Origin of the sequence: uncultured Tateyamaria sp., from assembly GCF_947494755.1 — a bacterium.
Taxonomy (GTDB): Bacteria; Pseudomonadota; Alphaproteobacteria; order Rhodobacterales; family Rhodobacteraceae; genus Tateyamaria.
The window spans coordinates 454328-477281 of the sequence record NZ_CANLVZ010000001.1; the positions used below are offsets into that span (position 1 = coordinate 454328).

The following is a 22954-nucleotide window of genomic DNA, read 5'->3' on the forward strand; positions in this document are numbered from 1 at the left end:
ACCGGAGCCGCGCCATTCCCCCTTGCCAAGGCGCGCGCAACCTCCTAAAGCGCACGCACTCAATCCGCAGTCCGGGGCGGGCCTATGGGGGAGACATCCCCATAACGTCCACCGGTTGGCGCATCCGCGCTGCACCCCCGGACAAGGCGAAAACCGGAAAAAGGAAATACGACATGGCTCTTCCCGAGTTCTCCATGCGCCAACTGCTCGAAGCAGGCGTGCACTTTGGTCACCAGACACAACGCTGGAATCCCCGTATGGGCCCGTTCATCTACGGCGCGCGCAACGGCATCCACATCATGGATCTGACGCAAACCGTCCCCATGCTGGACCAGGCGTTGCAGGCAATCCGCGACACGGTTGCCAAGGGCGGGCGCGTCCTGTTCGTGGGCACCAAGCGTCAGGCGGCACAGCCTGTGGCCGAAGCGGCTGAAAAATGCGCGCAATATTACATGAACCACCGCTGGCTCGGCGGCACGCTGACCAACTGGCAGACCGTGTCCAAATCCATCCAGCGGCTGAAAAACATCGACGAGCAATCCGAGATCGGCTTTGAGGGGCTGACCAAGAAAGAGCGTCTCGGCATGGAGCGCGATCAGGGCAAATTGCAGGCCTCGCTTGGCGGCATCCGCGAAATGGGCGGACGTCCTGACCTGCTGTTCGTCATCGACGTCAAGAAAGAAGCACTGGCCGTCGCCGAAGCCAACAAGCTGGGCATCCCGGTTGTTGCCGTGGTCGACACCAACTGCTCGCCCGACGGTGTGGACTACATCATTCCCGGCAATGACGACGCGGCCCGCGCCATCTCGCTGTACTGCGATCTGGCAAGCCGCGCCGCCCTTGACGGCATGACTGCACAGCTTGGTGCAGCAGGCGTCGATCTGGGTGCCATGGAAGAGGCCCCCGCCGAAGAGGCCGTGGCCGAACCTGCGAGCACCGGCGTCGAAGTAGGCGCGGCCTCCGAAGAGACCGTGTCCGATGACGTGATGTCCAAAGATGCGCCGCTCGACCTCGAGTCCAAGCAAGAGACCGTGGCCAAAGCCGAAGGCTAAGCCGCGCCGTCACGTTTCCGACCTTACGCGGCGGTGTTACGCACCGCCGCATCTATTCCTATTTCAGTGAGGAGAGCCGATCATGGCAATCACAGCAGCAATGGTCAAAGAACTGCGCGACAGCACGGGCGCAGGCATGATGGATGCGAAAAAAGCGCTGACCGAAACCGATGGCGACATGGAAGCGGCAGTCGATTGGTTGCGCACCAAGGGTCTGGCCAAGGCCGCCAAGAAATCCGGGCGCACCGCTGCCGAGGGCCTCGTGGCCGTCGTCGTGGACGGTGGCACGGGTGTTGCGGTCGAAGTGAACTCGGAAACCGATTTCGTCGGCAAAAACGCCGAGTTTCAGGACATGGTGTCGGGCATCGCCAAGGTCGCGCTTGGCGCGGATGATGTCGAGGGCCTCAAGGCTGCCGACATGGGTGGCAAGACTGTCGCCGACGTCGTGACCGACAAGATCGCCACCATCGGTGAGAACATGAGCGTGCGCCGCATGGCGAAGCTGACCGGCGAAACCGTGGTGTCCTATGTCCACAACGCTGCCGCGCCCGGCATGGGCAAGATCGGCGTTCTGGTTGCCATGACCGGCGGCGACGAAGCGTTCGGCAAACAGGTCGCGATGCACATCGCGGCTGTGAACCCTGCGTCCCTGTCCGAAGATGATCTGGACGCCGCTGTCGTCGAGAAGGAAAAGCAGGTCCAGATGGACATCGCGCGCGAAAGCGGGAAGCCCGAAGCGGTGATCGAAAAGATGATCGTGGGCCGGATGAAGAAATACATGTCCGAAGTGACCCTGCTGAATCAGCAATTCGTGGTGAACCCCGATCTGACCGTGGCCAAGGCCGCCGAGGAAGCGGGCGCGACGATCACAGGGTTTGCCCGTCTGGAAGTGGGCGAAGGCATCGAAGTCGAGAAAGAGGATTTCGCCGCTGAAGTCGCCAAAGTCGGCCAAAGCTAAGCGATCTTGTTGCAAAGTTTGTGAAACGGCGCGCCCATGAGGCGCGCCGTTTTGCGTTGGAGGGTCGCGCCATGATGTTGGACGTTGGAAACGGGCACGAAATCTACATTCGTCAGGCCGGGCGGGGCACCGACGCGCTCGTGCTGCATGGCGGTCCCGGATCGGGCTGCACTGACGGGCATTACGACCTGTTCGACCTCACCCGCTATCGCGTGACCGTGATGGATCAGCGCGGGGCAGGGCGCAGCACTCCGTCTGCGGCCAGTGATCTCGCCGCCCTCGATCACAACACCACCGAGCATCTGATCGCAGATATCGAAGCGGTGCGCCGCCACTACGGCATCGAAAAATGGGTGCTGTTCGGCGGCTCGTGGGGCTCGACCCTTGCGATGGCCTACGCCCAGACACACCCGTCCCGTGTACTGGCCATGGTGCTGGCAGGGGTCGCGACGACAGCGACGCGCGATCTGCAATGGCTCTACGGGGACGTGGGCAACCTCTTTCCCGAGGCCTATGCCGCGTTCTGCGATCACGTGCCCGAGGTCGGGCGGCTGGCCGAACACACGCCCGCGCGGATCAGAGCCTATTACAACCGCCTGCGCGACCCGGTCCGCGCGCAAGCCGCCGCGGATGCGTGGTGCGCGTGGGAAACGGGGATTTTCGGTGGCGACATCCACGACCCCAACTCGCGCTACGCCGATCAGGCCTTCCGGCGCGGCTTTGCCCGGATCGTCACGCATTATTTTGCACATGGTGCCTGGTTCGAAGATGAGGAACTGCTGCGCAAGGCCGACCGGATGGCGCACATCCCCTGCACGATGATCCACAGCCAGTTTGATCCGTCCTGTCCCCTGCGCGGGCCATGGGAATTGGCACAGGTCTGGCCTGCCGCGACCTTGCAGGTTCTGGATGGCATTACACATTCCGCGCTCGACAACGAAATGCGACGTGCGATCCGCGCGGCGACGGATGCATTTTCGATCTGATCCAGAGGGGCAAAGGCGGGCGGAACCGTTTATTTGGGACTGGGTTCCGCCCCTTTGGAAGCACCCAATGCCACGGGGAAGAGACGTGCAGGTGCGTTCAAAGTCCGACCCGCCTGTGGAAAAATACACAAACGAGCCGGGTCCGGTAAGACCGGTCAAAACAGAGGGCCCACGAAATCGCGCGGGGTCTGTTCTGCTGCTCCCTGGCCAAAGCCACCACTCACGGAACATCCCTAGAATGCAAATTTACCTAGGGTTAAGAAAGTGGGGGATTCCTTACCCTTTGGTCAAAAAGCACAAATGACGTGAGGTTTTTCGCAAGATTATTTCCGGAATTCAGCAATTTAGGTTGGAACAGACACGAGGGCCGTATTTCTGCCCTGACAGAACGGGAATCCAGACCGCAAGCGCTTTGGGTGGGCACAGTGCCATCGAAAACAGCAAACCGATTCTGCAACCTATGCGAATATTCAGGCTTCGAGGATGAACATCTGGTTGGCAAATGCGGCCTTCAGCACGGCCTGCGCAGTGGTCTCAACCGCCAGTGCTTCGCGCGCCAGACGCAGGTGTTTTTCGATCGTGGCCGAGGTCAGACCCATGATAACGGCAATATCCTGCATCGTCTTGCCATCGCCCACCCACTCCAACGCCTCGCGCTGACGTTTGGTCAGGGATCGGTTGGGTGCCGTGTAGGGCAGGGTGAGGATTTTGAGGTGGGCCACATTGTTCATCAGATGAATGTCACGCCCATGCTCAGCCCAGACCGCATCGATATCGTCCTGGCTCATGCCCGCTTTGGCCGTCAGCGCAATCGCGCCCTTGGACCGGGCCGACACGGACTTGAAACTGATCGTATAGCCAGCCGTCACACCCATGGAGTAGTTGAACTCGAGCACGCGCTGTTCAGCGGGGGTAAGGGTCTTGGTGCTTTGCATCTGGGCCAGGATGCCCCAACTGCAAGCGCCTTCATTGTTGAGCGCCCAGTTGACCATGGGGGCGTGCACATAATGCTGCTCGCCCATAAAGACGTTGGTGTAGGCGCTGTCATGGTTCGTCAGGATGATGAAATCCTCGGGGTCCCCAAGCGAATTGCCCGAGCGATAGCGCGTGAACCCATAGATCAGCCGGTCAAACCCATACTCTTCCATCTTGCGGCTGTGGGCCTCCCACAGCTCTTCGATGGTCTGGCAGTTGGACAGGCGGTGCAGATAGCTTTTCACGATGTGTCCTCCAGATGTCCGAGTAGCGCATCAAGCGCCAGCGTGTATCCCGCCGCCCCAAAGCCGCAGATCATGCCAACGGCCACAGGGGCTATAAAGCTGTGATGGCGAAACGCCTCACGTGCATGAATGTTGCTGAGGTGCAATTCAACAACAGGTAGTTCGGTTCCTGCAATCGCGTCATGCAGCGCAATCGAGGTGTGGGTATAGGCACCCGCATTCAGCACGATTCCGTCATGGGTGCCCTTGGCGGCGTGAATTGCATCGACCAGCGCGCCTTCGTGGTTGGATTGGGCGCAGGTCACCTCAAATCCGTTGGCCTGTCCGTGTGCTGCGCACATCGCTTCGACATCGGCCAGCGTGGTCCGCCCATAGATCTGAGGTTGGCGTGTGCCAAGCAGGTTCAGGTTGGGCCCGTTGAGAATAAGAACGGATAGCATTTCGAAAATTACCCTTGAGATACGGAGGTGTTAGCGAGTTTGTCAGGGTCCTGTCCAGTGTTGCGATCAGGGCAGGGCGTCAAATACCGCCAGTCCAAGCCATTCTGCCACAAGTGCGGGCGTCTCATGCCCTTCGATTTCGATGCTGAGCCGGGTTTCGCGCAGCAACTCGGTCGCGGATCGCAAGGTCACGCCGGTCAGCGTGAACCGTCCGCGCAAGCGGCTCTGGGCCGGCACAGGGGTCAGAAATCGGATGCGGTTGAACCCGTAATTGATGCCCATGGTTTGTCCGGTCATCAGTGGGAAACAGTCATAGGCAAAGCGCGACGCAAGGCTGAGCGTGAGGAAACCGTGCGCGATGGTGCCGCCAAAGGGTGTCTCGCGCGCGGCGCGTTCCGGGTCGGTGTGGATCCATTGGGTGTCGTGGGTCAACTCTGCAAACTGGTCCATCATCGCCTGATCGACGGTGATCCAGTTGGACACGCCGACCTCTTCGCCGATCTGCTGTGTCAGCTGCGCGTGCGCGTCCGCGATACTCATGCCGGGTCCGGTCCGACGCGCACCATGCGCTTGCCGGTGTTGTCGCCATTCAGCAGGCCGATCAACGCGGCGGGCGCGTTCTCAAGCCCGTCCACGATGTCTTCACTGACTTTGATCTTGCCCTCGGCCACCCATGTTTGCAGCGCGCGCGTGGCTTTGGCGTCGTTATGGGCGAAATCCATGACAATGAACCCCTCCATCCGCAGCCGCTTGACCACCACAAGGCCGGGCAGGTTGCGTGGCCCAGTGGGTGTGTCGGTGTCATACTGGCTGATCGCGCCGCAACACACGATCCGGCCCCGTTCGTTCATCAATGCCAGAGTGATTTCGAGGACCTGGCCGCCCACATTGTCGAAATAGACATCCACACCGTCCGGGCATGCCGCCTTCAACGCCTTGAACAGCCCGCCCGCACGGTAATCAACACAACCGTCAAAGCCCAAGTGATCGGTGACATAGGCGCATTTGTCAGGCCCACCCGCGATGCCCACAACACGGCACCCCAATGCCTTGCCGATCTGACCCACATAGCCGCCTACGGACCCCGCAGCAGCAGAGACAACGATGGTTTCCCCCGCGAGCGGCTGACCGACGCTCAGCAGGCCGTGAAAGGCGGTCTTGCCCGCGATGCCGTAAACGCTCAGCAAATGGGACAGGGGCGCGATCTTGGGCAGCTTTTGCAGCTTGTGGGCCGGTCGGGTGACATGATCCGCCCACACGGTCTCGGCAGCGACAATGTCGCCGGGGCTCAGGCGCGGTGACTTGCTCTCGACCACCTCGCAGATCGCATAGGTTGGCATCGCATCGCCCGGTTTGACCGCATCACGGTACGTCGCGCCCTGCATCCACGACCGGTTGGCCGCATCAATGCTCATCAGAATGGTGCGCAGCAGAACCTCGCCGTCCTGCGGGTCCGGCATAGCCCCATCGCCAAGCTGGAAATGCCCGGCCTCAAGCGCGCCGGTGGGCAGGCTGGCAACTGTGATCTGACGGTTGGTCATTGGCAGGCTCCGATGTATGAGGGGGCATGACGCAAGAATATCGCCAGCCCGTATATACGCCGCCCAAAGGGGCGACCGACTTGATCCTGATCCGGCACGGGGAAAGCGCGCCTGCGCGGGCGGATGTGAGCTTTCCGGTGAAGGACGGGCATGGCGATCCGCCGTTGCATCCACAAGGGGAACGGCAAGCGCGTGCCGTGGGCGAACGACTGCAAAATGACACGTTTGCAGCGATTTACGTAACGAAGCTGACGCGAACCCATCAGACGGCGGCCCCCTTGGCCGCGCATCTGGGAATGGTGCCGGTTGAAAACCCGGACCTGCATGAAGTTCATCTGGGGGAATGGGACGGCGGGCTGTATCGGATCAAGGCGGCCGAAGGCGATCCGATCTACCGCGAGGTGGTTGCATCGCAGGACTGGTCGGCAATTCCGGGGGCCGAAACGCGCGAGGCGTTTTTCAGTCGCGTTCGCAAAGGGGTGCGAGACATAGCTGATGCGCATGCCGATCAACGGGTCGCCGTGTTCGTGCATGGCGGCGTTATTGGTGCTGCACTCGCCATGGCGTCCGGGTCCGAGCCGTTCGCCTTTCTGGGCGCAGCCAACGGATCGGTCAGCCGCCTTGTGGTGCAGGGCGACCATATGTCGGTGCGCGGCTTCAACGATATTTCGCATTTGTGCCACCTTTAAGGGGCCAGCAGGACAACCTTGCCCAGCACTTTGCGATCCGAAATCATCTCGAGCGCTTGCGCGCCGTCCTGCATGGGAAAACGGGCCGAGATGCGTGGTTGGACCTGACCTTTGGCATACATCTCAAAGATTTCTGACATGTTCTGCATGTGGCCCGCCGGATCGCGATAGATCGAAGCGCCCCAGAACACGCCTACGATCTGACAGGACTTGAGCAGCGTCAGGTTGAGCGGGATGGCTGGAATCCCTGCCGGAAATCCCACAACCAGAAACCGACCGCCCCAGGCCATCGACCGGATGACAGGTTCTGCATAATCGCCGCCGACCGCATCATAGGCCACGTGAACCCCCTCGGGTCCGGCTGCCGCCTTGATTTGTGCCGACAACTCTTTTTGTGCGGCACGGTCCATATCGCGCGGATAGATGATTGCCTCGTCCGCGCCAAGTGACGTGCAAAACTCCGCCTTATCCTGACTGCTGACAGCGGCAATGACGCGCGCCCCTGCCGCCTTGCCCAACTCGATTGCAGCTGCCCCCACACCGCCCGCCGCGCCAAGGATCAGAAGCGTTTCACCAGACTTCAATTCTGCACGGTTTTTCAAGGCGTAATGGGAGGTTCCGTATGTGAATACAAAGCAGGCCGCATCCTCGAACGACATCCCCTCCGGCATCTTGAGGCAGGTGGCGGCCTGAGCGCAGATATGGGTGGTGAAGCCGCCGAAGCCGGTCATGGCGATCACCTTGTCACCGACGGCAAAGCCGCTGACACCGTCGCCGATGGCATCGACAATGCCCGACACTTCACCACCTGGCGCAAAGGGCCGCGGCGGTTTGATCTGGTACAGATCGCGGATGATCAGCGTGTCAGGAAAGTTCACGCCGGCCGCCTTGACCGCGATGCGCACTTCGCCCTTTTTGGGGGCGGCGTCGTGCAGCTCCGTCCATTCAAGTGTCTCCGGACCTCCGGCGGCGGTGCTGAGCAAAGCGTGCATATGGTGGCCCTTTCGGCGTGACGTTACGGCAGGGATGCAATGCATCTGCCTTTGCCCCATCCTGCAAGGGCGTGGGCCACGCTGTAAAGCGGCGCGCCGCGCGACGTTGCGACAGCCTGATGCAAAGGACGTAAAGAATGGACCCCAACACATTGTTTTCATTGCACGGCAGGGTCGCCCTCGTGACAGGCGGCGCAACGGGCATCGGGCGGATGGCCGCCACAGGGCTGATGATGGCGGGTGCCCATGTGCTGATCGCCAGCCGCAAGGCGGACGCATGCGAGGCGATCGCACATGATTTGAACGCGATGGACAGTCCCGGCTCGGTCGAGGGGTTTGCGGGCGATGTCAGCTCCGAAGACGGGATCGCCACGCTTGTCGAAGAGGTTGGCGGGCGCACTGATAACCTCCACATCCTGATGAACAATGCGGGCATTGCGTGGGGCGCGCCTTTGGGCCAGTTTCCGCACGCCGCATGGGAAAAGGTTATGAACGTGAACGTAGCCGGCCTGTTCCACCTGACCCAGGCCTTGCTGCCGACGCTGATCGCATCCGCCACCGCTGACGATCCGGCGCGGGTGGTCAATGTCGGCTCGGTTATGGGCGAGGTGGCGCTTGGCGACGGGGCCTATTCCTACGCGGCCTCCAAGGCGGCGGTGCTGCACATGACCAAGATCATGGCCAAGGAGCTGGCAGGTCACCATGTCACCGTCAACGCGCTGGCCCCCGGACCGTTCGTAAGCAAGATGACCGCCTTTGCGACCGCCGATGAGGGAATGCGCGAAAAGGTCGGCGCGGACGTCCCTCTGGGGCGCGTGGGCCGGGACGAGGATATCGCGGGCTGCATGCAGTTCCTGTGCGGGCGGGGCGGGTCGTATCTCACCGGCGCGGTGCTGCCGGTCTCGGGCGGGATACAGGTGATGAGCGGGCCGAACCTGTTTCGCGCCGCGCTTGAGGGCTGAAGAATGATTGATTTCACGGACCGCGTCGCGATCGTCACAGGGGCCGGGGCGGGCCTTGGGCGCAGCCACGCGCTCGGGTTGGCCGCTCGCGGCGCGCGAGTGGTCGTGAATGACATGGGGGCTGGTGCCGACGACGTCGCAGCCGAGATCGAAGCCGCAGGTGGGCGCGCATGGGCGCATCGCGCGGATGTCTCGGACACCGAAGCCGTCGCGGATATGATTGCCCAGGCCCATGCCAAATGGGGACGTATCGATATCCTGATCAACAATGCAGGCATCTTGCGCGACAAGACCTTTGCAAAGATGGATATGGCCGATTTCCGCAAAGTGGTCGATGTGCATCTGATCGGCAGTGCCAATTGCTGCCACGCGGTCTGGCCGATCATGCGCAATCAGGGCTATGGGCGGATCGTGCTGACCGCATCGGGCTCGGGGCTCTACGGCAATTTCGGGCAGGCCAATTATGGGGCGGCCAAGGCCGCGATGGTCGGCCTCATGAACGTGCTGCATCTCGAAGGCGCGCGCGACGATATAAGAATCAATACACTGGCCCCGACAGCGGCAACCGCCATGACCGAGGGGCTGTTGCCGCAAGCCGCCCTTGCGCTGCTGGCACCAGAGACGATCACGCCGGGCGTGCTGTACCTTGCAAGCGAAAACGGCCCAAGCCGGACCATTCTGTCCGCAGGCGGCGGCACCTTTGCCGTGACACAAATCCGCGAAACCCAAGGCACCCTGATCAAAGGCGAGATCACCCCCGAGGCCGTCGAGGCCGCATGGAACGACATTACCGACAACACGGAGGCGCAAGACCTCGAAAACGCCTTTGCCCAGACCCGCAAATACGCCCTGCGCGCGGCACAGGCCGAGGGGATCACCCTTGACTGGTAGGGCCTCTTCCCTCTTCATTTCGCCAGATAAACCGCGGGGTCCGGGGCAGCGCCCCGGTCCGATGCTCACCATCCATCAAAGGAATTGATCTTATGCGCGACGCCGTCATCGTCTCAACCGCCCGCACCCCGATTGGCAAGGCCTATCGCGGTGGGTTCAACGCCACGCCGTCGCAAACGCTGGCCGGACACGCGATTGAACACGCCGTCAAACGCGCCGGGATTGAGGGTGGTGCTGTGCAGGACGTGGTTTTCGGGGCCGCGCTGCAACAAGGGCACCAGGCGGGCAACATCGCGCGTCAAGCGGCAATCCGGGCAGGGCTGCCCGTCACCGTGGCGGGGATGAGCCTCGATCGCCAATGTGCCAGTGGGATGATGGCCATTGCGGCAGCCAGCAAACAGGTGGTGCAGGACGGCATGGACGTGGTTGTCGGCGGCGGCGTCGAAAGCGTGTCCATGGTGCAGACGCCCGAGATGCGCGTGCACAGCGATCCATGGCTCAAGGCGCACAAGCCCGAGATTTACATGTCCATGCTGGAAACCGCCGAGACGGTCGCGGCCCGCTACGGGATCAGCCGCGAGGCGCAGGATCGCTATGCCGTGCAATCTCAGGAACGCACCGCGGCCGCACAAGAGGCGGGCAAGTTTGACGACGAAATCGTCCCGCTCAGCACGGTGATGAAAGTGCAGGACCGCGAGACCAAAGAGATCTCGGATCACGAAATCACCGTCGCCAAGGATGAAGGCAACCGGCCCGGCACAGCTTATGAAAACGTGGCAGGCCTCAAACCGGTCTTTGCCGATGGAATCCACGTCAAAGAGGGTAAGTTTATCACCGCAGGCAACGCCTCACAGCTCAGCGATGGCGCGTCGGCTGCGGTGGTGATGGAGGCGTCTCTGGCCGAAAAGCGCGGCCTGTCCCCGCTTGGGCGCTGCGTTGGCGTGATGGCGGCGGGGTGTGAGCCCGACGAGATGGGCATTGGCCCGGTCTTTGCGGTGCCCAAACTGCTGGCCGCACATGGTCTCGGCATGGACGACATCGGGTTGTGGGAACTCAACGAGGCCTTTGCGGTGCAGGTGCTCTATTGCCGCGACACGCTTGGCATCCCGGACGAGATCCTGAACGTCAATGGCGGCGCGATTTCGATCGGGCACCCTTATGGCATGTCAGGTGCCCGCATGGTTGGTCACGCCCTGATCGAGGGCAAACGGCGCGGCGTGCGCCATGTCGTGTGCACCATGTGCGTCGGCGGCGGCATGGGGGCGGCTGGCCTGTTCGAGGTCTTGTGAGCCTTTGCGATTGGCGCAAGCGTCGGAGCCTCCGGCGGCAGTAATTTTGGTCAAAAGAAACAGGGATATCTGTGCATGATTGATCGAGCACCCTTGCCGCAGGCGTTGCAGGGTTTGCGCATTCCGATGATTGCGGCCCCCTTGTTCATCATTTCGGTGCCCGAACTGGTGATCGCGCAATGCAAGGCGGGGATCGTCGGGTCGTTTCCGGCGCTGAATGCGCGCGAGGCCGAGGGCGAGCCGCCTCTGCTTGAGACATGGCTGACCCAGATTTCCGAGGCCTTGGATGCGCACAATCAGGCCCATCCGGAGACGCCTGCGGCCCCCTTTGCGGTGAACCAGATCGTGCACCGCTCGAACGCGCGGCTGGACCGCGACCTCGAGATTTGCGCCCGCCACAAGGTCCCGATTTGGATCACCTCCCTCGGCGCGCGGGTCGATGTCAACGAGGCCGCCCATTCCTGTGGCGGCGTGGTGCTGCATGACGTGATCAACAACACCTTTGCGCGTAAGGCCATTGCCAAGGGCGCTGATGGGCTGGTCGCCGTCGCCGCAGGGGCGGGCGGGCATGCAGGCCAGCAATCACCCTTTGCACTGATCCGCGAAATTCGGGACTGGTTCGATGGACCAGTGGCCTTGTCAGGTGCCATCGCAACGGGTGAGGCTTTGTTGGCAGCGCGCGCCATGGGGGCGGATTTCGGCTATACCGGATCGCCCTTCATCGCCACGGACGAGGCCAATGCCCAAGCCGACTATAAGCAGATGATTGTGGACAGCGGGGCCGAGGACATCGTCTATTCCTCTTTGTTCACCGGGGTTTGGGGGAACTACCTGCGCGGCTCGGTCGAGAATGCGGGCATGGACCCCGATAACTTGCCGCAAGCCGATGCCAGCACCATGAATTTCGCAAGCGGCTCGTCCAAACCCAAGGCATGGAAAACCATCTGGGGGGCCGGGCAGGGCATCGGGGCAATCACCTCCGTCGGCCCGGCGGGCGCAATCGTGGATCGGATGGCGCGCGAATATGCCCAAGCGGGTCGCGCCCTTGCCGCAGAGTTCGGAAGGCCAGCATGAGCGACGCGCAGACATTGGATTTGGGGGCCGTGGCGACCTATCTGGCCCCCCACTTGCCCGGCTTTGATCGCCCCATCGAGGCCAAGAAATTCGAAGGCGGCCAGTCCAACCCGACCTTTTTGTTGCAAACCAGCGCGGGCAACTACGTGCTGCGCCGCAAACCGCCGGGCCAGTTGCTGAAGTCGGCCCATGCGGTGGATCGGGAGTTTCGCGTGCAACGCGCCTTGCGCGACACGGATGTGCCGGTCGCAAAGGTCCACGTGCTCTGTGAGGATCCGACCATCATTGGCTCTGATTTCTACGTGATGGATCATGTGGCAGGGCGCAACTTCAATGAGCCGACGATGGAGGGGCTCACCCCACCGGAACGCGCTGACGTGATCGATGACATGAACCGGGTTCTGGCCGCCTTGCACAGCGTTGATATTGAGGCTGTCGGCCTTGCCGATTACGGCCCCCCCGGCAACTACTTCGAGCGGCAGGTGGGGCGGTGGTCCAAACAATATCGCGCTTCTGAAACCCAGAACATTCCGGCGATGGACACCCTGATGGACCGTCTTGTGAGTGATATGCCAGCCAATGACGGGCAACGCACGTTGGTGCACGGGGACTACCGCATCGACAACATGATCTTCGAGGCAACGGGCACCAAATGCCGCGCTGTTCTGGATTGGGAACTCAGTACGATTGGCCACCCCTATGCCGATCTCGCCAGTGTGATCATGCAGTGGCAACTTCCCGCCGGTGCGCAGGGACGCGGGCTGATGGGGGTGGACCGCGCCGCGCTTGGCTTACCCTCGGATGAGGCATTCATCGCGGCCTATTGCGCACGGCGTGGGCTGCGCGGCATTGATCAGTTCGGATATTATCTGGCGTTTTGCTTCTTTCGGATGGCGGCGATCATTCAGGGCGTTCTGAAACGGGCACTGGATGGAAACGCCTCAAACCCCGAGCGGGCGATGCAGGTGGGCGCTTTTGTGCCGGTCTTTGCGGAGAATGGGCTGAAATCGCTGAAAGACATTTGATACCAAGTGGATGTGGGCGGAACTTCATGTTTTTGCCCGCCGCCACATTGCACCCGCAGCAATTGAATGTGCCCCCATGTCAACGCTTGACATATCCCCGATCTGTGCAACGCTAAGCCTATCCCGATAGCCAATCAGGCCCACCAGAGGCAATCGGTCGGGACCATGTTCTAGGGAGGAACACATGCGCACATCCACCACGCTCGGGCTGGCTGCGGCCCTGACACTGACGGTCAGCGCCTTCGCGGCAAGCGCCGACACCATCAAGATCGCCTTCATCGACCCACTTAGCGGCCCCTTTGCGGGCACCGGTGTCAACGGTCTGCACCAGTATGAATTCGCCGCCGAAGAGTTGGTGAACAAGCAGGGCGGCGTTCTGGACGGCGACATGTTCGAAATCGTCGCCTTCGACAACAAGATCAGCCCCAAGGAGTCGCTGATCCAGCTGCAAGTCGCCATCGATCAGGGCATCCGCTATATCGCCCAAGGCAACTCCTCGGGTGTGGCCAGTGCGCTGACCGAGGCAATTGAAAAGCACAACCGGCGTAACCCCGATGATCGCGTGCTGTTTCTGAACTACTCCGCCGTTGACCCGGCGCTCACCAATGACAAGTGCAACTTCTGGCACTTTCGTTTCGACGCCAATGCCGACATCAAGATGGATGCACTTACGGACGTGATCGCGGGCGATGACTCGATCCAGAAGGTCTACATCATCGGGCAGGACTATTCCTTCGGCAAGGCGGTGTCATCCGCCGCCGTCCGCTTCCTCGGCGAAAAACGCCCCGATATCGAGATCGTCGGGAATGAGTTGCACCCCATCGGCAAGGTCAAGGATTTCACGCCCTACAGTCGCAAGATCGTGGCCGCCGAGGCGGACGCGATCATCACCGGGAACTGGGGCGCGGACATGCTCGGCCTTGGCAAATCCGTGCTCGAAAACGGATATGAGGGGCCGATCTTTACCTACTATGCCGCCGCAGACGGGATCACGGCTGCCTTCGGGGAAACCGGCGAAGGGTCCCTGCGCCTTGTCGCCGAAGGGCAGATCAACCCGCCCGCCAATGACCGCGCCGCCGCCTATTACGAGGCGTTCAAGGCCAAATATCCAGATGGCAACATCAGCCAGGCGCGCATCACAAACGTGATCGAAATGCTGGCCAAAGCGATCAACGAGGCAGGCACCGCTACGGATGTGGTCCCGGTCGCCTACGCCCTTGCAGGGATGGAGCATGAAAACATGTGGGGCGGCAAAGTCATGATGCGCGAGATCGACCATCAGTTGATCCAGGACGTGCACATCCACGCCCATACCGGCAATGACGTGACCTTCGACTATGACAATTCCGGGTTCGGGATCAAAGTCGAGGAGACCGTGACGATGGCGGCCGCAGACTCCGCCACCACCTGCGAGATGGACCGGCCCTGAACACCCGCTGACGGGGCAGCGACACGACCACCGCTGCCCCTTCCTTTCGCCAAAAATACCTTGGGGGAGTCGCGCCAGCGACGGGGGTGAAACCCCCTGAAACATCGCGTGGCGCAGCCTCCTCTGGATCACGTCAGGACATGATAACCGCATGGATCTCATCCTCGTCAACCTGATCGACGGCCTTGTCACGGGCCTGCTGCTCTTCATGCTGTCTGCCGGGCTCACGCTGATCTTTTCGATGATGGGCGTGCTGAATTTTGCGCATGCGAGTTTCTACATGCTCGGTGCCTATTTCGCCTTTCAGATCAGTCTCGCGCTCGGCTTCTGGATGGGGCTGCTGCTGGCCCCCTTGATCGTCGGCGTGCTCGGGGCAGGGGTCGAACGCTACGGCCTGCGGCGCGTCCACCAATACGGCCACGTGCCAGAACTCATCTTCACCTTCGGCCTTGCGCTGCTGATCGAGGAGCTGGTGCAATTCATCTGGGGCAAGAATCAGATGCCCTATGCCGCCCCCGAAATCCTGCAATTCACCGCCTTCTCCATCGCGGGCAATTCGATCCCGGCTTACAAGATCTTCATGATCTTCATCTCAGTTGCGATCTTTATCGGCCTTCTTTGGGTGCTGACGCGCACGCGGGTGGGCATGATCATCCAGGCCGCCCTCACATATCCCAAAACCGTCGAGGCACTGGGCCACAACGTGCCGCTGATCTTCATGGGAGTCTTCGGCGTCGGCACGGCGCTGGCCGGGGTCGCGGGCGTGATTGCGGGGCCGGTCCTCGGCACCTTCCCGGGCATGGCCTTCGTCCTTGGCTCCATCGTCTTTGTCACCATCGTGATCGGCGGTCTTGGCAGCCTTTGGGGCGCGCTCGTCGCCTCGCTGATGATCGGCTGGATCACCACGTTCTCCAAAGCCTACAACCTGCGGATGGAGGATCTTTTGACCACCCTCGGCTTCACCAAACCCGAGGCCATTGCTGACAGCCCATGGCGTGACCTCTGGTCCATCACAAGCCCACAGATCGCCGACATCCTGCCTTACATCCTCATGGTGCTGATCCTGATCTTCCGCCCCTACGGCCTGTTCGGAAAGCGGGGCGTATGAGCGATCAGATCACCACCGACCCGACCAAACCCGCACAACGGATGCGCGCGGGCAGCATGGTACTGCCGCTGACCCCATGGCTCATCGCGGCGGTGGCGCTGTTGATCCTGCCGTTCATATTTACCAACAATTCCGCCATCACGATCATGAACCAGATGGCGATCACGATCATCTTCGCGCTCGCCTACAACATGCTTCTGGGCCAAGGCGGCATGCTGTCCTTTGGCCACGCAGTCTATGCCGGGGTGGGCGGGTTTGCCTGCATGCACATCATCAACGCCACGGATTTCTTTGCCAATCTGCCTCTCCCGCTGCTGCCGATCTTCGGCGGGCTGTTCGGCATGGGGCTCGCCACCATCGTCGGTTCGTTTTCCACGCGCAAGGCAGGCACGGTGTTCGCCATGATCAGCCTCGGCGTGGGTGAGTTGATCGCCGCCTGTTCCGTCATCATCGTCGCCTTTTTCGGTGGCGAGGAAGGCATTTCGGGCGACCGCACCTATGGTCTGCCCTTTTTCGGGGTCGAATTCCTGCAACAGATCGAGGTCTACTACCTCATCGCCGCATGGTTGATGATCTCGGCAGTCCTCATGTACCTCTATTCCCGCACGCCCATGGGTCGGATGGCCAACGCCGTGCGCGACAACCCTGAACGGGCCGAATTTCTGGGCTACTCCGCGCGGTGGGTGCGGTTCTATTCCTTCGTCGCCTCGGGCTTTTTTGCGGGCATCGCGGGCGCGCTCTTCGCAATCAACTACGAAATCCTGACCGAAGAAAACCTCAACACCACACAATCCGGCATCATCCTGCTGGTCACGTTCCTCGGTGGTGTTGGTTTCTTCTTCGGGCCGATCATCGGGGCCATCGTCTTTACCCTTGTGCAGACGGTGCTGAGCCTGCAAACCGAACTCTGGGCCTTCTATCTGGGCATGATTTTTGTCGCCACGGTCATGTTCTTTCCCGGCGGGCTGGCCGGGCTGATCATGATGCACGTGCCTGCGTGGCGCTTGGGCAAGCTGGGGCATCTGGCCTGGCCTTATCTCAAGACGCTCGGCGGTGGGCTGATCGGCTGCCTAGGCGCGGCGGCGCTGATCGAGATGATATTCCATCTGCGTCACGCCTCCATCGGCGATCACGAGATGACGCTGTTCTGGACCACCTTCGACAGCCACACCGTGCTGCCCTGGATCATCGCGGGCGCGGTCACTGTGATCGGTTTTGCGATCTGCCGCGCCACCGCGCCGGCGATGGTCGAGGCCTGGAACGAGGCCAACGCAGCGTCCAAGGTGACGACATGACTGCCGCCCTTGAACTCGCAGCGCTCAAGAAATCCTTTGGCAAGACGGAGATCATTCGTGGCGTCGGTCTGTCCATCGGGCAGGGGGAGCGTCACGCCATCATCGGCCCCAACGGCGCGGGCAAATCCACGCTGTTCAACCTGATCACGGGCCGCTTTCCCCAGACCGAGGGCACGATCCGGCTGCATGGGCAGGACCTTGCGGGCAAGGCCCCGTTCGAGATCAATCGCATGGGGCTGTCGCGCAGTTTCCAGATCACCAACATCTTCCCCAAGATGACCGTGTTCGAAAACGTGCGCTGTTCGCTGCTCTGGTCGATGGGCTACCGCTATAACTTCTGGTCCATGGTCGGGCGCAGCCGGGCGCTGACCGAAGGGGCCGATGCGATCCTCGAACAGATCAACCTGACCGCACGACGCGACCTGCCTGCCGGCGTGCTCAGCTACGCCGAGCAACGCGCGCTTGAAATCGGGATCACCATCGCGGGTGGGGCGGATGTGATTATGCTGGACGAACCCACCGCGGGGATGAGCCATTCCGAAACCGATTACATCGTCGACCTGATTCGCACCGTGACGGTGGGCAAGACGCTGGTGATGGTCGAACATGACATGGGCGTGGTCTTTGGTCTGGCCGATCAGATTTCGGTGCTGGTCTACGGCGAGATCATCGCCACCGGCACCCCCGAGGCCGTGCGCGCCAACCCGCGCGTGCAAGAGGCCTATCTCGGCACCGCGTTGGAGGATCACTGATGCTGGATGTGCGCGATCTGCATGCCTATTACGGCAAATCCCATATTCTGCAGGGGGTGAACCTGTCGATTGCCGAGGGCGAGATCGTCGCGTTGTTGGGCCGCAACGGGGTGGGGCGCTCCACCACCTGCAAGGCGGTGATGGGCGAGGTGCCCCCGCATGGTTCCGTCACGTTCAAGGGGCAGGAGATCGCGGGCAAGAAAGCGTTCGAGGTCGCCAACCTCGGCATCGGCTATGTCCCCGAAAACCGCGATATCTTTCCGGGCCTGACGACGCGGCAAAACCTGATCCTGGGCCTCAAACCGGGGCAAAAGGACGGGGCAGGCCGCTGGTCCATGCAGGACATGTTCGAGATGTTCGAAAACCTCGACCGCCGCGCCGATGTCGAGGCATCGGTGCTGTCGGGGGGCGAGCAACAGATGCTGACCATGTGCCGCACGCTCATGGGCGATCCGGACCTTGTGATGATCGACGAGCCGACCGAGGGCCTCAGCCCGCAGATGGTGCAGCGCGTCGCGCAACTGTTGCAGGAAATCGCGCGGCGCGGCATCGCAACCCTTCTTGTCGAACAAAAACTCTCCATCGCGCTCGACATCGCGCACCGGGTCTATGTGATGGGCCACGGGCAGGTGGTGTTCGAGGGCACCCCGGCCGAGTTGAAAGCCCGCGAGGATGTGCGCAAGGAATGGCTTGAGGTTTAGAGCCCGTGACGCTGACCCTCGATCCAAGCCGCCTTGAGCGGATTACACCATGGGCGGCGTCCTACGTCGACCAGCGCAAGTTCGCAGGCCTGTCGGTGCTGATCCACCAGCACGGCGAAGAGACCTTCTTTGACAGTCACGGTGTGCGCGACATCGAAACCGGCGCGCCGTTCGCACGTGATACCATCGCGCGCATCTATTCGATGACCAAACCCATCACATCGCTGATCCTCATGATGCTGGTGGAAGAGGGTAAGGTGCATCTTGATGCACCCGTGTCGAGGTTCCTCCCTGGCTTTGCAAGCTGCCGCGCCTTGGTCCCCGGCGCGACGACTATTGATCAGAGTGAGCCCCGCGCCACGCCCACTCTGCACCAGTTGCTCACGCACCGCTCGGGCCTCAGCTATCCGTTCAACCCCGGTGTGCTGCCGCAAGCGATGGCCGATCAGGACCTGCTGTTCAAATCCAATGCGGGCACGCTGGCCGAACAGTGTGAGGCGCTGGCAGACCTGCCGCTGGCCTTTGCGCCGGGCGGACGGTGGGAATATTCGGTCGGCATCGACGTGATCGGGCGGGTCATCGAGGTCATGGCGGGCCAACCGCTCGATCAGGTCTTCGCCGAGCGTGTGCTGAACCCTCTCGGCATGACGGATACGGCTTTTTCGGTGCCCCAACAGGCGACCAACCGCCTTGCCGCCCTCTACACCCCGCTGGCGGGCGATGCGATGGATTTGAACGCGGCGGATACGGGCGGCAATCCCTTGCGCCTGGTGGATGCGCCCACAACCTCGCCCTTCCTCGCCGCCACCTGCTTCAGCGGCGGTGGCGGCCTCGTGGGCACCATCGACGACTACATGCGCTTTGCCGAGGCGTTGCGCATGGGCGGGCAAGGGCTGGTGTCGCCCTCGACCCTGAAATTCATGCTGTCCAACCACCTGCCCGGCGACATCGCGAGCCTCGGCCCCGCGAGCTTCGCCGAACAACCCATGGACGGCATGGGCTTTGGTATCGGCGGCGCGGTGGTACTCGACCCCGCGCGCAGCCGTGTGCCCGGCTCGGCCGGCGATTTCAGCTGGGGCGGAATGGCCTCGACCTTCTTCTGGATCGACCGGGTGCACGAGATCAGCGTGGTGCTCTTCACGCAACTCAGCCCGTCCTCCAGCTACCCTGCGCGCGCCGAACTCAAGGCTCTGGTACACGGCGCGCTGATGTGACAGGCATTGGGGCACGCCAAAAACGGAGCCTGACATGAGTGACGCACACCAGACCCTGTTGAACCTGCTGGCGGTCGAACGGCTTGAGGTGGACCTGTTTCGCGGCACCGGGCAGGGAGGCGAGACACCCACGCGCATCTTCGGCGGGCAGGTGATCGGACAGGCGCTGGCGGCGGCCTACAAGACGGTCGAGGACCGGCTGTGTCACTCTCTGCACGCCTACTTCATCCGGCCCGGCGATCCCGAAATGCCGGTGGTCTATCAGGTGGATCGCGCGCGTGACGGGGGCAGTTTCACCACCCGCCGTGTGGTCGCGATCCAGAACGGGCGGCAGATCCTGAACATGTCGGCCTCGTTCCATGTCGCCGAAGAAGGCTGGGCGCACCAGCACCCCATGCCCGAGGTCGAAGGCCCCGAAGACCTCGCCGACCGCAACGCGCTGCGTAAGACCGTCATCGACAAAATCCCCGAAAAGTACCACGAGGAATTTCTACGTCCGCGCCCCATCGACATCCGCGAAGTGGCCCCGCGGGATTTCTTCACGCCCGAACCAGCGGACGACAAAAGCCACCTTTGGTTCCGGATGGAGGCGGCCAAGGGGATCAGCCCACAGCTGCAACATTGTCTGCTGGCCTATGCCTCCGATCTGAACCTGCTCGGTACCGCGCTGCGCCCGCACGGGCAGACATGGTTCACCGGCCGGGTGATGGCAGCCAGCCTCGATCACGCGATGTGGTTCCACACGCCCGCCGCCTTTTGCGATTGGCACCTCTACACGATGGACAGCCCTTGGTCGGGCGGCGGGCGCGGCTTCAATCGCGGCATGATCTATGACCGGGCAGGCACACTCGTGGCCTCCGTCGCCCAGGAAGGGCTGATCCGCCCGATCACACCCAAACCCTGATCCAACTTCATTTCGCCAAATAAACCGCGGGGGTCTGGGGGCCGGCCCCCAGTCCATCAGTCGCGACCATACGCCCGGTTCAGCTTCCGCATTCCCGCGATCCAGCGATCATAATCCGACGTCTTGCGCTGCATATAGGTCCGCACGCCAGGGTGTGGCAGCACCAGAAACGTCTCGTCCCGAATGGCGGTGATGCAGGCTGCAGCGGCCTCGTCTGCCTCGATCATGCCATCAATGGCAGCCACGTGATCCTCAAACCCTTCGGTCATCGCCGTGCGCACGGCCTGAGGGCACAGCACGGACACTTTGATGCCCGCATCGCCGTGGGTGATGGCCAGCCATTCGGCCAGGCCCACCGCGGCGTGTTTGGTCACACCGTAGGGGGCCGATCCGATCTGGTTGAGCAGGCCGGCGGCAGAGGCGGTGTTGAGGAGATAGCCACCACCCCGCGCCGCCATCAACGGCACCACATGGCGCGCCGCCCAGACATGGGACATCACGTTGATCTCCCACAGGCGCTGCCACTCGGCATCTGGAACCTCCGCGCCGCCTTCGATCAGCACACCTGCGTTCGAACAGAAGATGTCGATGGGGCCAACCTCAGTCTCGACATAGGCAATCAGGTCTTTGATCTGTTCGGGGTCAGACACATCAACGTCACGCGCTAACCCCTTGATGTTATGCGCAATCGACTGCGCGCCTCTGATGTCTCGATCCGCGCAGACGACCCGCGCTGCCCCCGCCTTGTCAAAGGCCGTACACAGTGCGCGCCCAATCCCGCTCGCCGCGCCCGTCACCACGACGATCTTATCTGTGATATCCACCTTGCACCTCCGATCCGAGCAACTGCTCCACGCTAGGGGGATACGCGCGCTGGTCCAAGGGCCTTGATAGGATCAAAGCCGCGCGAGCGCCGTTTCCAGATCGCCGTAGCCGGTCAGGCGCCGCTCGAAGGCGAGGCCGAGGGTCTCCGCCGCCGCCTTTGCCTTGGTGGTCAGGGCGGGATCATCAGTCTGTGCCTGATAGACCAGCTTTTCATAATTGCCGAAATACATGTCGCGCAGTTCGGGGTGCCGGTCGAGGCCCATGGGTTTCATGATGAAGGCATCGAACTGCCGCACCAGGAAATCCGTCAAGTAAAAGGTGGTAATTTCACTTTCACTCTGTCGGGCAAAGCGCTCATTTCCCTCAAAAAAGCTATAGCAATGAGGCCCTGCGACCATCTCGACACCCATCTCGGCACAGGCCGCTTGCAACAACCCACCCGTGCCGCAATCCGCATAAACGACAAAGATGTCGGCATATGCGCCCCGATGCTTCGCGACGGATGCGCGCACGGCATCGGTAATCTGGTCGGGATAGAGATGCAGCTTGGCAGGCAGGCAGGTCAGATCCATGTGATCCCATCCGTTTGCGCGCTTGAGGTCGAGGATCTCGCGCGCCAAGGCCCCACAGGCGATCAGCAGGATGCGGCCCGTGCCCGCCGGGGCCAGACCGTCTTGCGTCAATGTGGCGTCGTCGATCTGCATGCCTTATCCCAATGAAAAAAGGCCCGCGCTGTGATCAGCGCAGGCCCCGTCATAACATATGGTGCTGCGCCCGTCAGGCCGAGACCTGATTGTGCTTGCGCGCCATAAACTCCTTGGCCGTCTCGACCGCGACCGCGGCATCCCGACAATAGGCGTCGGCACCGATGGCCTTGCCGAACTCCTCGTTCAGGGGCGCACCGCCCACTAGCACGATGTAATCGTCGCGAATGCCCTGTTCGACCATCGTGTCGATCACGACCTTCATATAGGGCATGGTTGTCGTCAGCAGGGCGGACATGCCCAGAATGTCGGGGCCTTCGGATTCGATGGCGCCCAGATAATTCTCGACCGGGTTGTTGATCCCAAGATCGACCACCTCGAACCCAGCGCCTTCCATCATCATGCCGACGAGGTTCTTGCCGATGTCGTGGATGTCGCCCTTGACCGTGCCAATGACCATCTTGCCCACGCGGGGCGCGCCGGTTTCGGCGAGCAGCGGCTTTAGGATGGCCATGCCGCCCTTCATCGCGTTGGCGGCCAGCAGCACTTCGGGCACGAACAGGATCCCGTCGCGGAAATCCGCGCCCACGATCGTCATGCCGCCCACAAGCGCTTTGGTCAGGATGTCATAGGGCTGCCAATTGCGTTCGAGCAGGATGTTCACCCCTTCCTCGATCTCTTCCTTGAGACCGTCGTAAAGGTCGTCAAACATCTGCTGCACAAGTTCCTCGTCATCGAGGTCCGCGAGGATGATTTCGTCTTCGTCTGACATGGGCATTCCTTGATCGTCAGGTGCGCGCACCTGGGGCCTATGGGGGTGGTTATCGTCCAATATGTCGCAGGGGCACTGTCCGGATTGCGACATGGGCAACGTCGTGCGCGACGCGCAGGGTCACTTTTCTG

At 61.9% G+C, this 22954-nt stretch carries 24 protein-coding genes; 16 read left to right on the plus strand and 8 right to left on the minus strand.

Going from position 1 to position 22954, the window contains the following annotated elements; translation table 11 throughout:
• The first annotated feature begins 173 nt into the window (after positions 1–173).
• From rpsB to pip, 3 genes are all read left to right on the plus strand, one after another.
• Positions 174–1052, plus strand: coding sequence for a 30S ribosomal protein S2 (rpsB, locus tag Q0908_RS02250; protein WP_299280800.1), 879 nt, complete (start codon positions 174–176; stop codon positions 1050–1052).
• Positions 1053–1134: 82 nt separating this feature from the next.
• Positions 1135–2010, plus strand: coding sequence for a translation elongation factor Ts (tsf, locus tag Q0908_RS02255; RefSeq protein WP_299280801.1), 876 nt, complete (start codon positions 1135–1137; stop codon positions 2008–2010).
• 71 nt (positions 2011–2081) lie between these two features.
• On the plus strand, positions 2082–2996 hold the full coding sequence (gene pip / locus Q0908_RS02260) for a prolyl aminopeptidase (RefSeq protein ID WP_299280802.1): 915 nt from the start codon (positions 2082–2084) through the stop codon (positions 2994–2996).
• Positions 2997–3466: 470 nt separating this feature from the next.
• On the opposite strand, the gene Q0908_RS02265 is transcribed toward pip, so the two are convergent.
• The 4 genes from Q0908_RS02265 to Q0908_RS02280 form a co-directional block, all read right to left on the minus strand.
• Positions 3467–4216, minus strand: a complete 750-nt coding sequence (locus Q0908_RS02265) for a LuxR family transcriptional regulator (RefSeq protein WP_299280803.1) — start codon at positions 4214–4216, stop codon at positions 3467–3469.
• Positions 4213–4656 carry a type II 3-dehydroquinate dehydratase gene (aroQ, locus tag Q0908_RS02270; protein WP_299280804.1) on the minus strand — a complete coding sequence of 148 codons (444 nt, stop codon included), beginning with the start codon at positions 4654–4656 and terminating at the stop codon, positions 4213–4215. The genes Q0908_RS02265 and aroQ overlap by 4 nt, the downstream gene beginning before the upstream one ends.
• Positions 4657–4722: 66 nt before the next feature.
• Entirely contained in the window at positions 4723–5196 is a 474-nt protein-coding gene (locus tag Q0908_RS02275) for a MaoC family dehydratase (protein ID WP_299280805.1), read from the minus strand.
• Positions 5193–6197 carry an NADP-dependent oxidoreductase gene (locus tag Q0908_RS02280; protein WP_299280806.1) on the minus strand — a complete coding sequence of 335 codons (1005 nt, stop codon included), beginning with the start codon at positions 6195–6197 and terminating at the stop codon, positions 5193–5195. The genes Q0908_RS02275 and Q0908_RS02280 overlap by 4 nt, the downstream gene beginning before the upstream one ends.
• Positions 6198–6223: 26 nt before the next feature.
• Between Q0908_RS02280 and Q0908_RS02285 the strand changes: the two genes are divergently transcribed.
• Positions 6224–6886 (plus strand): histidine phosphatase family protein, encoded by a 663-nt coding sequence (locus Q0908_RS02285; protein ID WP_299280807.1) that lies wholly within the window; start codon positions 6224–6226, stop codon positions 6884–6886.
• On the opposite strand, the gene Q0908_RS02290 is transcribed toward Q0908_RS02285, so the two are convergent.
• Positions 6883–7878, minus strand: a complete 996-nt coding sequence (locus Q0908_RS02290) for an NADPH:quinone oxidoreductase family protein (protein WP_299280808.1) — start codon at positions 7876–7878, stop codon at positions 6883–6885. The two genes, Q0908_RS02285 and Q0908_RS02290, sit on opposite strands and share 4 nt — an antisense overlap.
• A gap of 137 nt (positions 7879–8015) precedes the next feature.
• On the opposite strand from Q0908_RS02290, the gene Q0908_RS02295 reads away from it, so the two are divergent.
• The 12 genes from Q0908_RS02295 to Q0908_RS02350 all read left to right on the plus strand — a co-directional run bounded on the left by Q0908_RS02295 (position 8016) and on the right by Q0908_RS02350 (position 20522).
• Positions 8016–8840 carry an SDR family NAD(P)-dependent oxidoreductase gene (locus Q0908_RS02295; protein WP_299280809.1) on the plus strand — a complete coding sequence of 275 codons (825 nt, stop codon included), beginning with the start codon at positions 8016–8018 and terminating at the stop codon, positions 8838–8840.
• A gap of 3 nt (positions 8841–8843) precedes the next feature.
• Positions 8844–9731 carry an SDR family NAD(P)-dependent oxidoreductase gene (locus Q0908_RS02300; RefSeq protein ID WP_299280810.1) on the plus strand — a complete coding sequence of 296 codons (888 nt, stop codon included), beginning with the start codon at positions 8844–8846 and terminating at the stop codon, positions 9729–9731.
• A gap of 92 nt (positions 9732–9823) precedes the next feature.
• Positions 9824–11020, plus strand: coding sequence for an acetyl-CoA C-acyltransferase (locus Q0908_RS02305; protein ID WP_299280811.1), 1197 nt, complete (start codon positions 9824–9826; stop codon positions 11018–11020).
• A 75-nt stretch (positions 11021–11095) separates the two neighbouring features.
• Complete coding sequence (locus Q0908_RS02310) at positions 11096–12094, plus strand: nitronate monooxygenase family protein (RefSeq protein ID WP_299280812.1); 999 nt, start codon at positions 11096–11098, stop codon at positions 12092–12094.
• A complete protein-coding gene (locus Q0908_RS02315; RefSeq protein ID WP_299280813.1) occupies positions 12091–13119 on the plus strand; it encodes a phosphotransferase family protein in 1029 nt (342 codons plus the stop codon). Before Q0908_RS02310 ends, Q0908_RS02315 begins: the two co-directional genes overlap by 4 nt.
• Before the next feature lie 184 nt (positions 13120–13303).
• Positions 13304–14548: a branched-chain amino acid ABC transporter substrate-binding protein gene (locus Q0908_RS02320; RefSeq protein WP_299280814.1), complete on the plus strand. Its 1245-nt coding sequence runs from the start codon at positions 13304–13306 to the stop codon at positions 14546–14548.
• Between the two features lie 151 nt (positions 14549–14699).
• Positions 14700–15656, plus strand: coding sequence for a branched-chain amino acid ABC transporter permease (locus Q0908_RS02325; protein ID WP_299280815.1), 957 nt, complete (start codon positions 14700–14702; stop codon positions 15654–15656).
• Positions 15653–16951 (plus strand): branched-chain amino acid ABC transporter permease, encoded by a 1299-nt coding sequence (locus tag Q0908_RS02330; protein ID WP_299280816.1) that lies wholly within the window; start codon positions 15653–15655, stop codon positions 16949–16951. Before Q0908_RS02325 ends, Q0908_RS02330 begins: the two co-directional genes overlap by 4 nt.
• Positions 16948–17703, plus strand: a complete 756-nt coding sequence (locus Q0908_RS02335; RefSeq protein WP_299280817.1) for an ABC transporter ATP-binding protein — start codon at positions 16948–16950, stop codon at positions 17701–17703. Before Q0908_RS02330 ends, Q0908_RS02335 begins: the two co-directional genes overlap by 4 nt.
• Positions 17700–18404 (plus strand): ABC transporter ATP-binding protein, encoded by a 705-nt coding sequence (locus Q0908_RS02340; RefSeq protein WP_366868610.1) that lies wholly within the window; start codon positions 17700–17702, stop codon positions 18402–18404. Before Q0908_RS02335 ends, Q0908_RS02340 begins: the two co-directional genes overlap by 4 nt.
• A gap of 11 nt (positions 18405–18415) precedes the next feature.
• The gene (locus Q0908_RS02345; protein WP_299280885.1) at positions 18416–19618 is read left to right on the plus strand and encodes a serine hydrolase domain-containing protein; all 1203 of its coding nucleotides are present in this window, start codon (positions 18416–18418) and stop codon (positions 19616–19618) included.
• Between the two features lie 34 nt (positions 19619–19652).
• Complete coding sequence (locus Q0908_RS02350; protein WP_299280819.1) at positions 19653–20522, plus strand: acyl-CoA thioesterase II; 870 nt, start codon at positions 19653–19655, stop codon at positions 20520–20522.
• Between the two features lie 56 nt (positions 20523–20578).
• On the opposite strand, the gene Q0908_RS02355 is transcribed toward Q0908_RS02350, so the two are convergent.
• The 3 genes from Q0908_RS02355 to Q0908_RS02365 all read right to left on the minus strand — a co-directional run bounded on the left by Q0908_RS02355 (position 20579) and on the right by Q0908_RS02365 (position 22823).
• Complete coding sequence (locus tag Q0908_RS02355; protein WP_299280820.1) at positions 20579–21346, minus strand: SDR family oxidoreductase; 768 nt, start codon at positions 21344–21346, stop codon at positions 20579–20581.
• Positions 21347–21418: 72 nt separating this feature from the next.
• Positions 21419–22051, minus strand: coding sequence for a DUF1638 domain-containing protein (locus Q0908_RS02360; RefSeq protein ID WP_299280821.1), 633 nt, complete (start codon positions 22049–22051; stop codon positions 21419–21421).
• Between the two features lie 73 nt (positions 22052–22124).
• Positions 22125–22823: a B12-binding domain-containing protein gene (locus tag Q0908_RS02365; protein WP_299280822.1), complete on the minus strand. Its 699-nt coding sequence runs from the start codon at positions 22821–22823 to the stop codon at positions 22125–22127.
• Positions 22824–22954 lie beyond the last annotated feature (131 nt).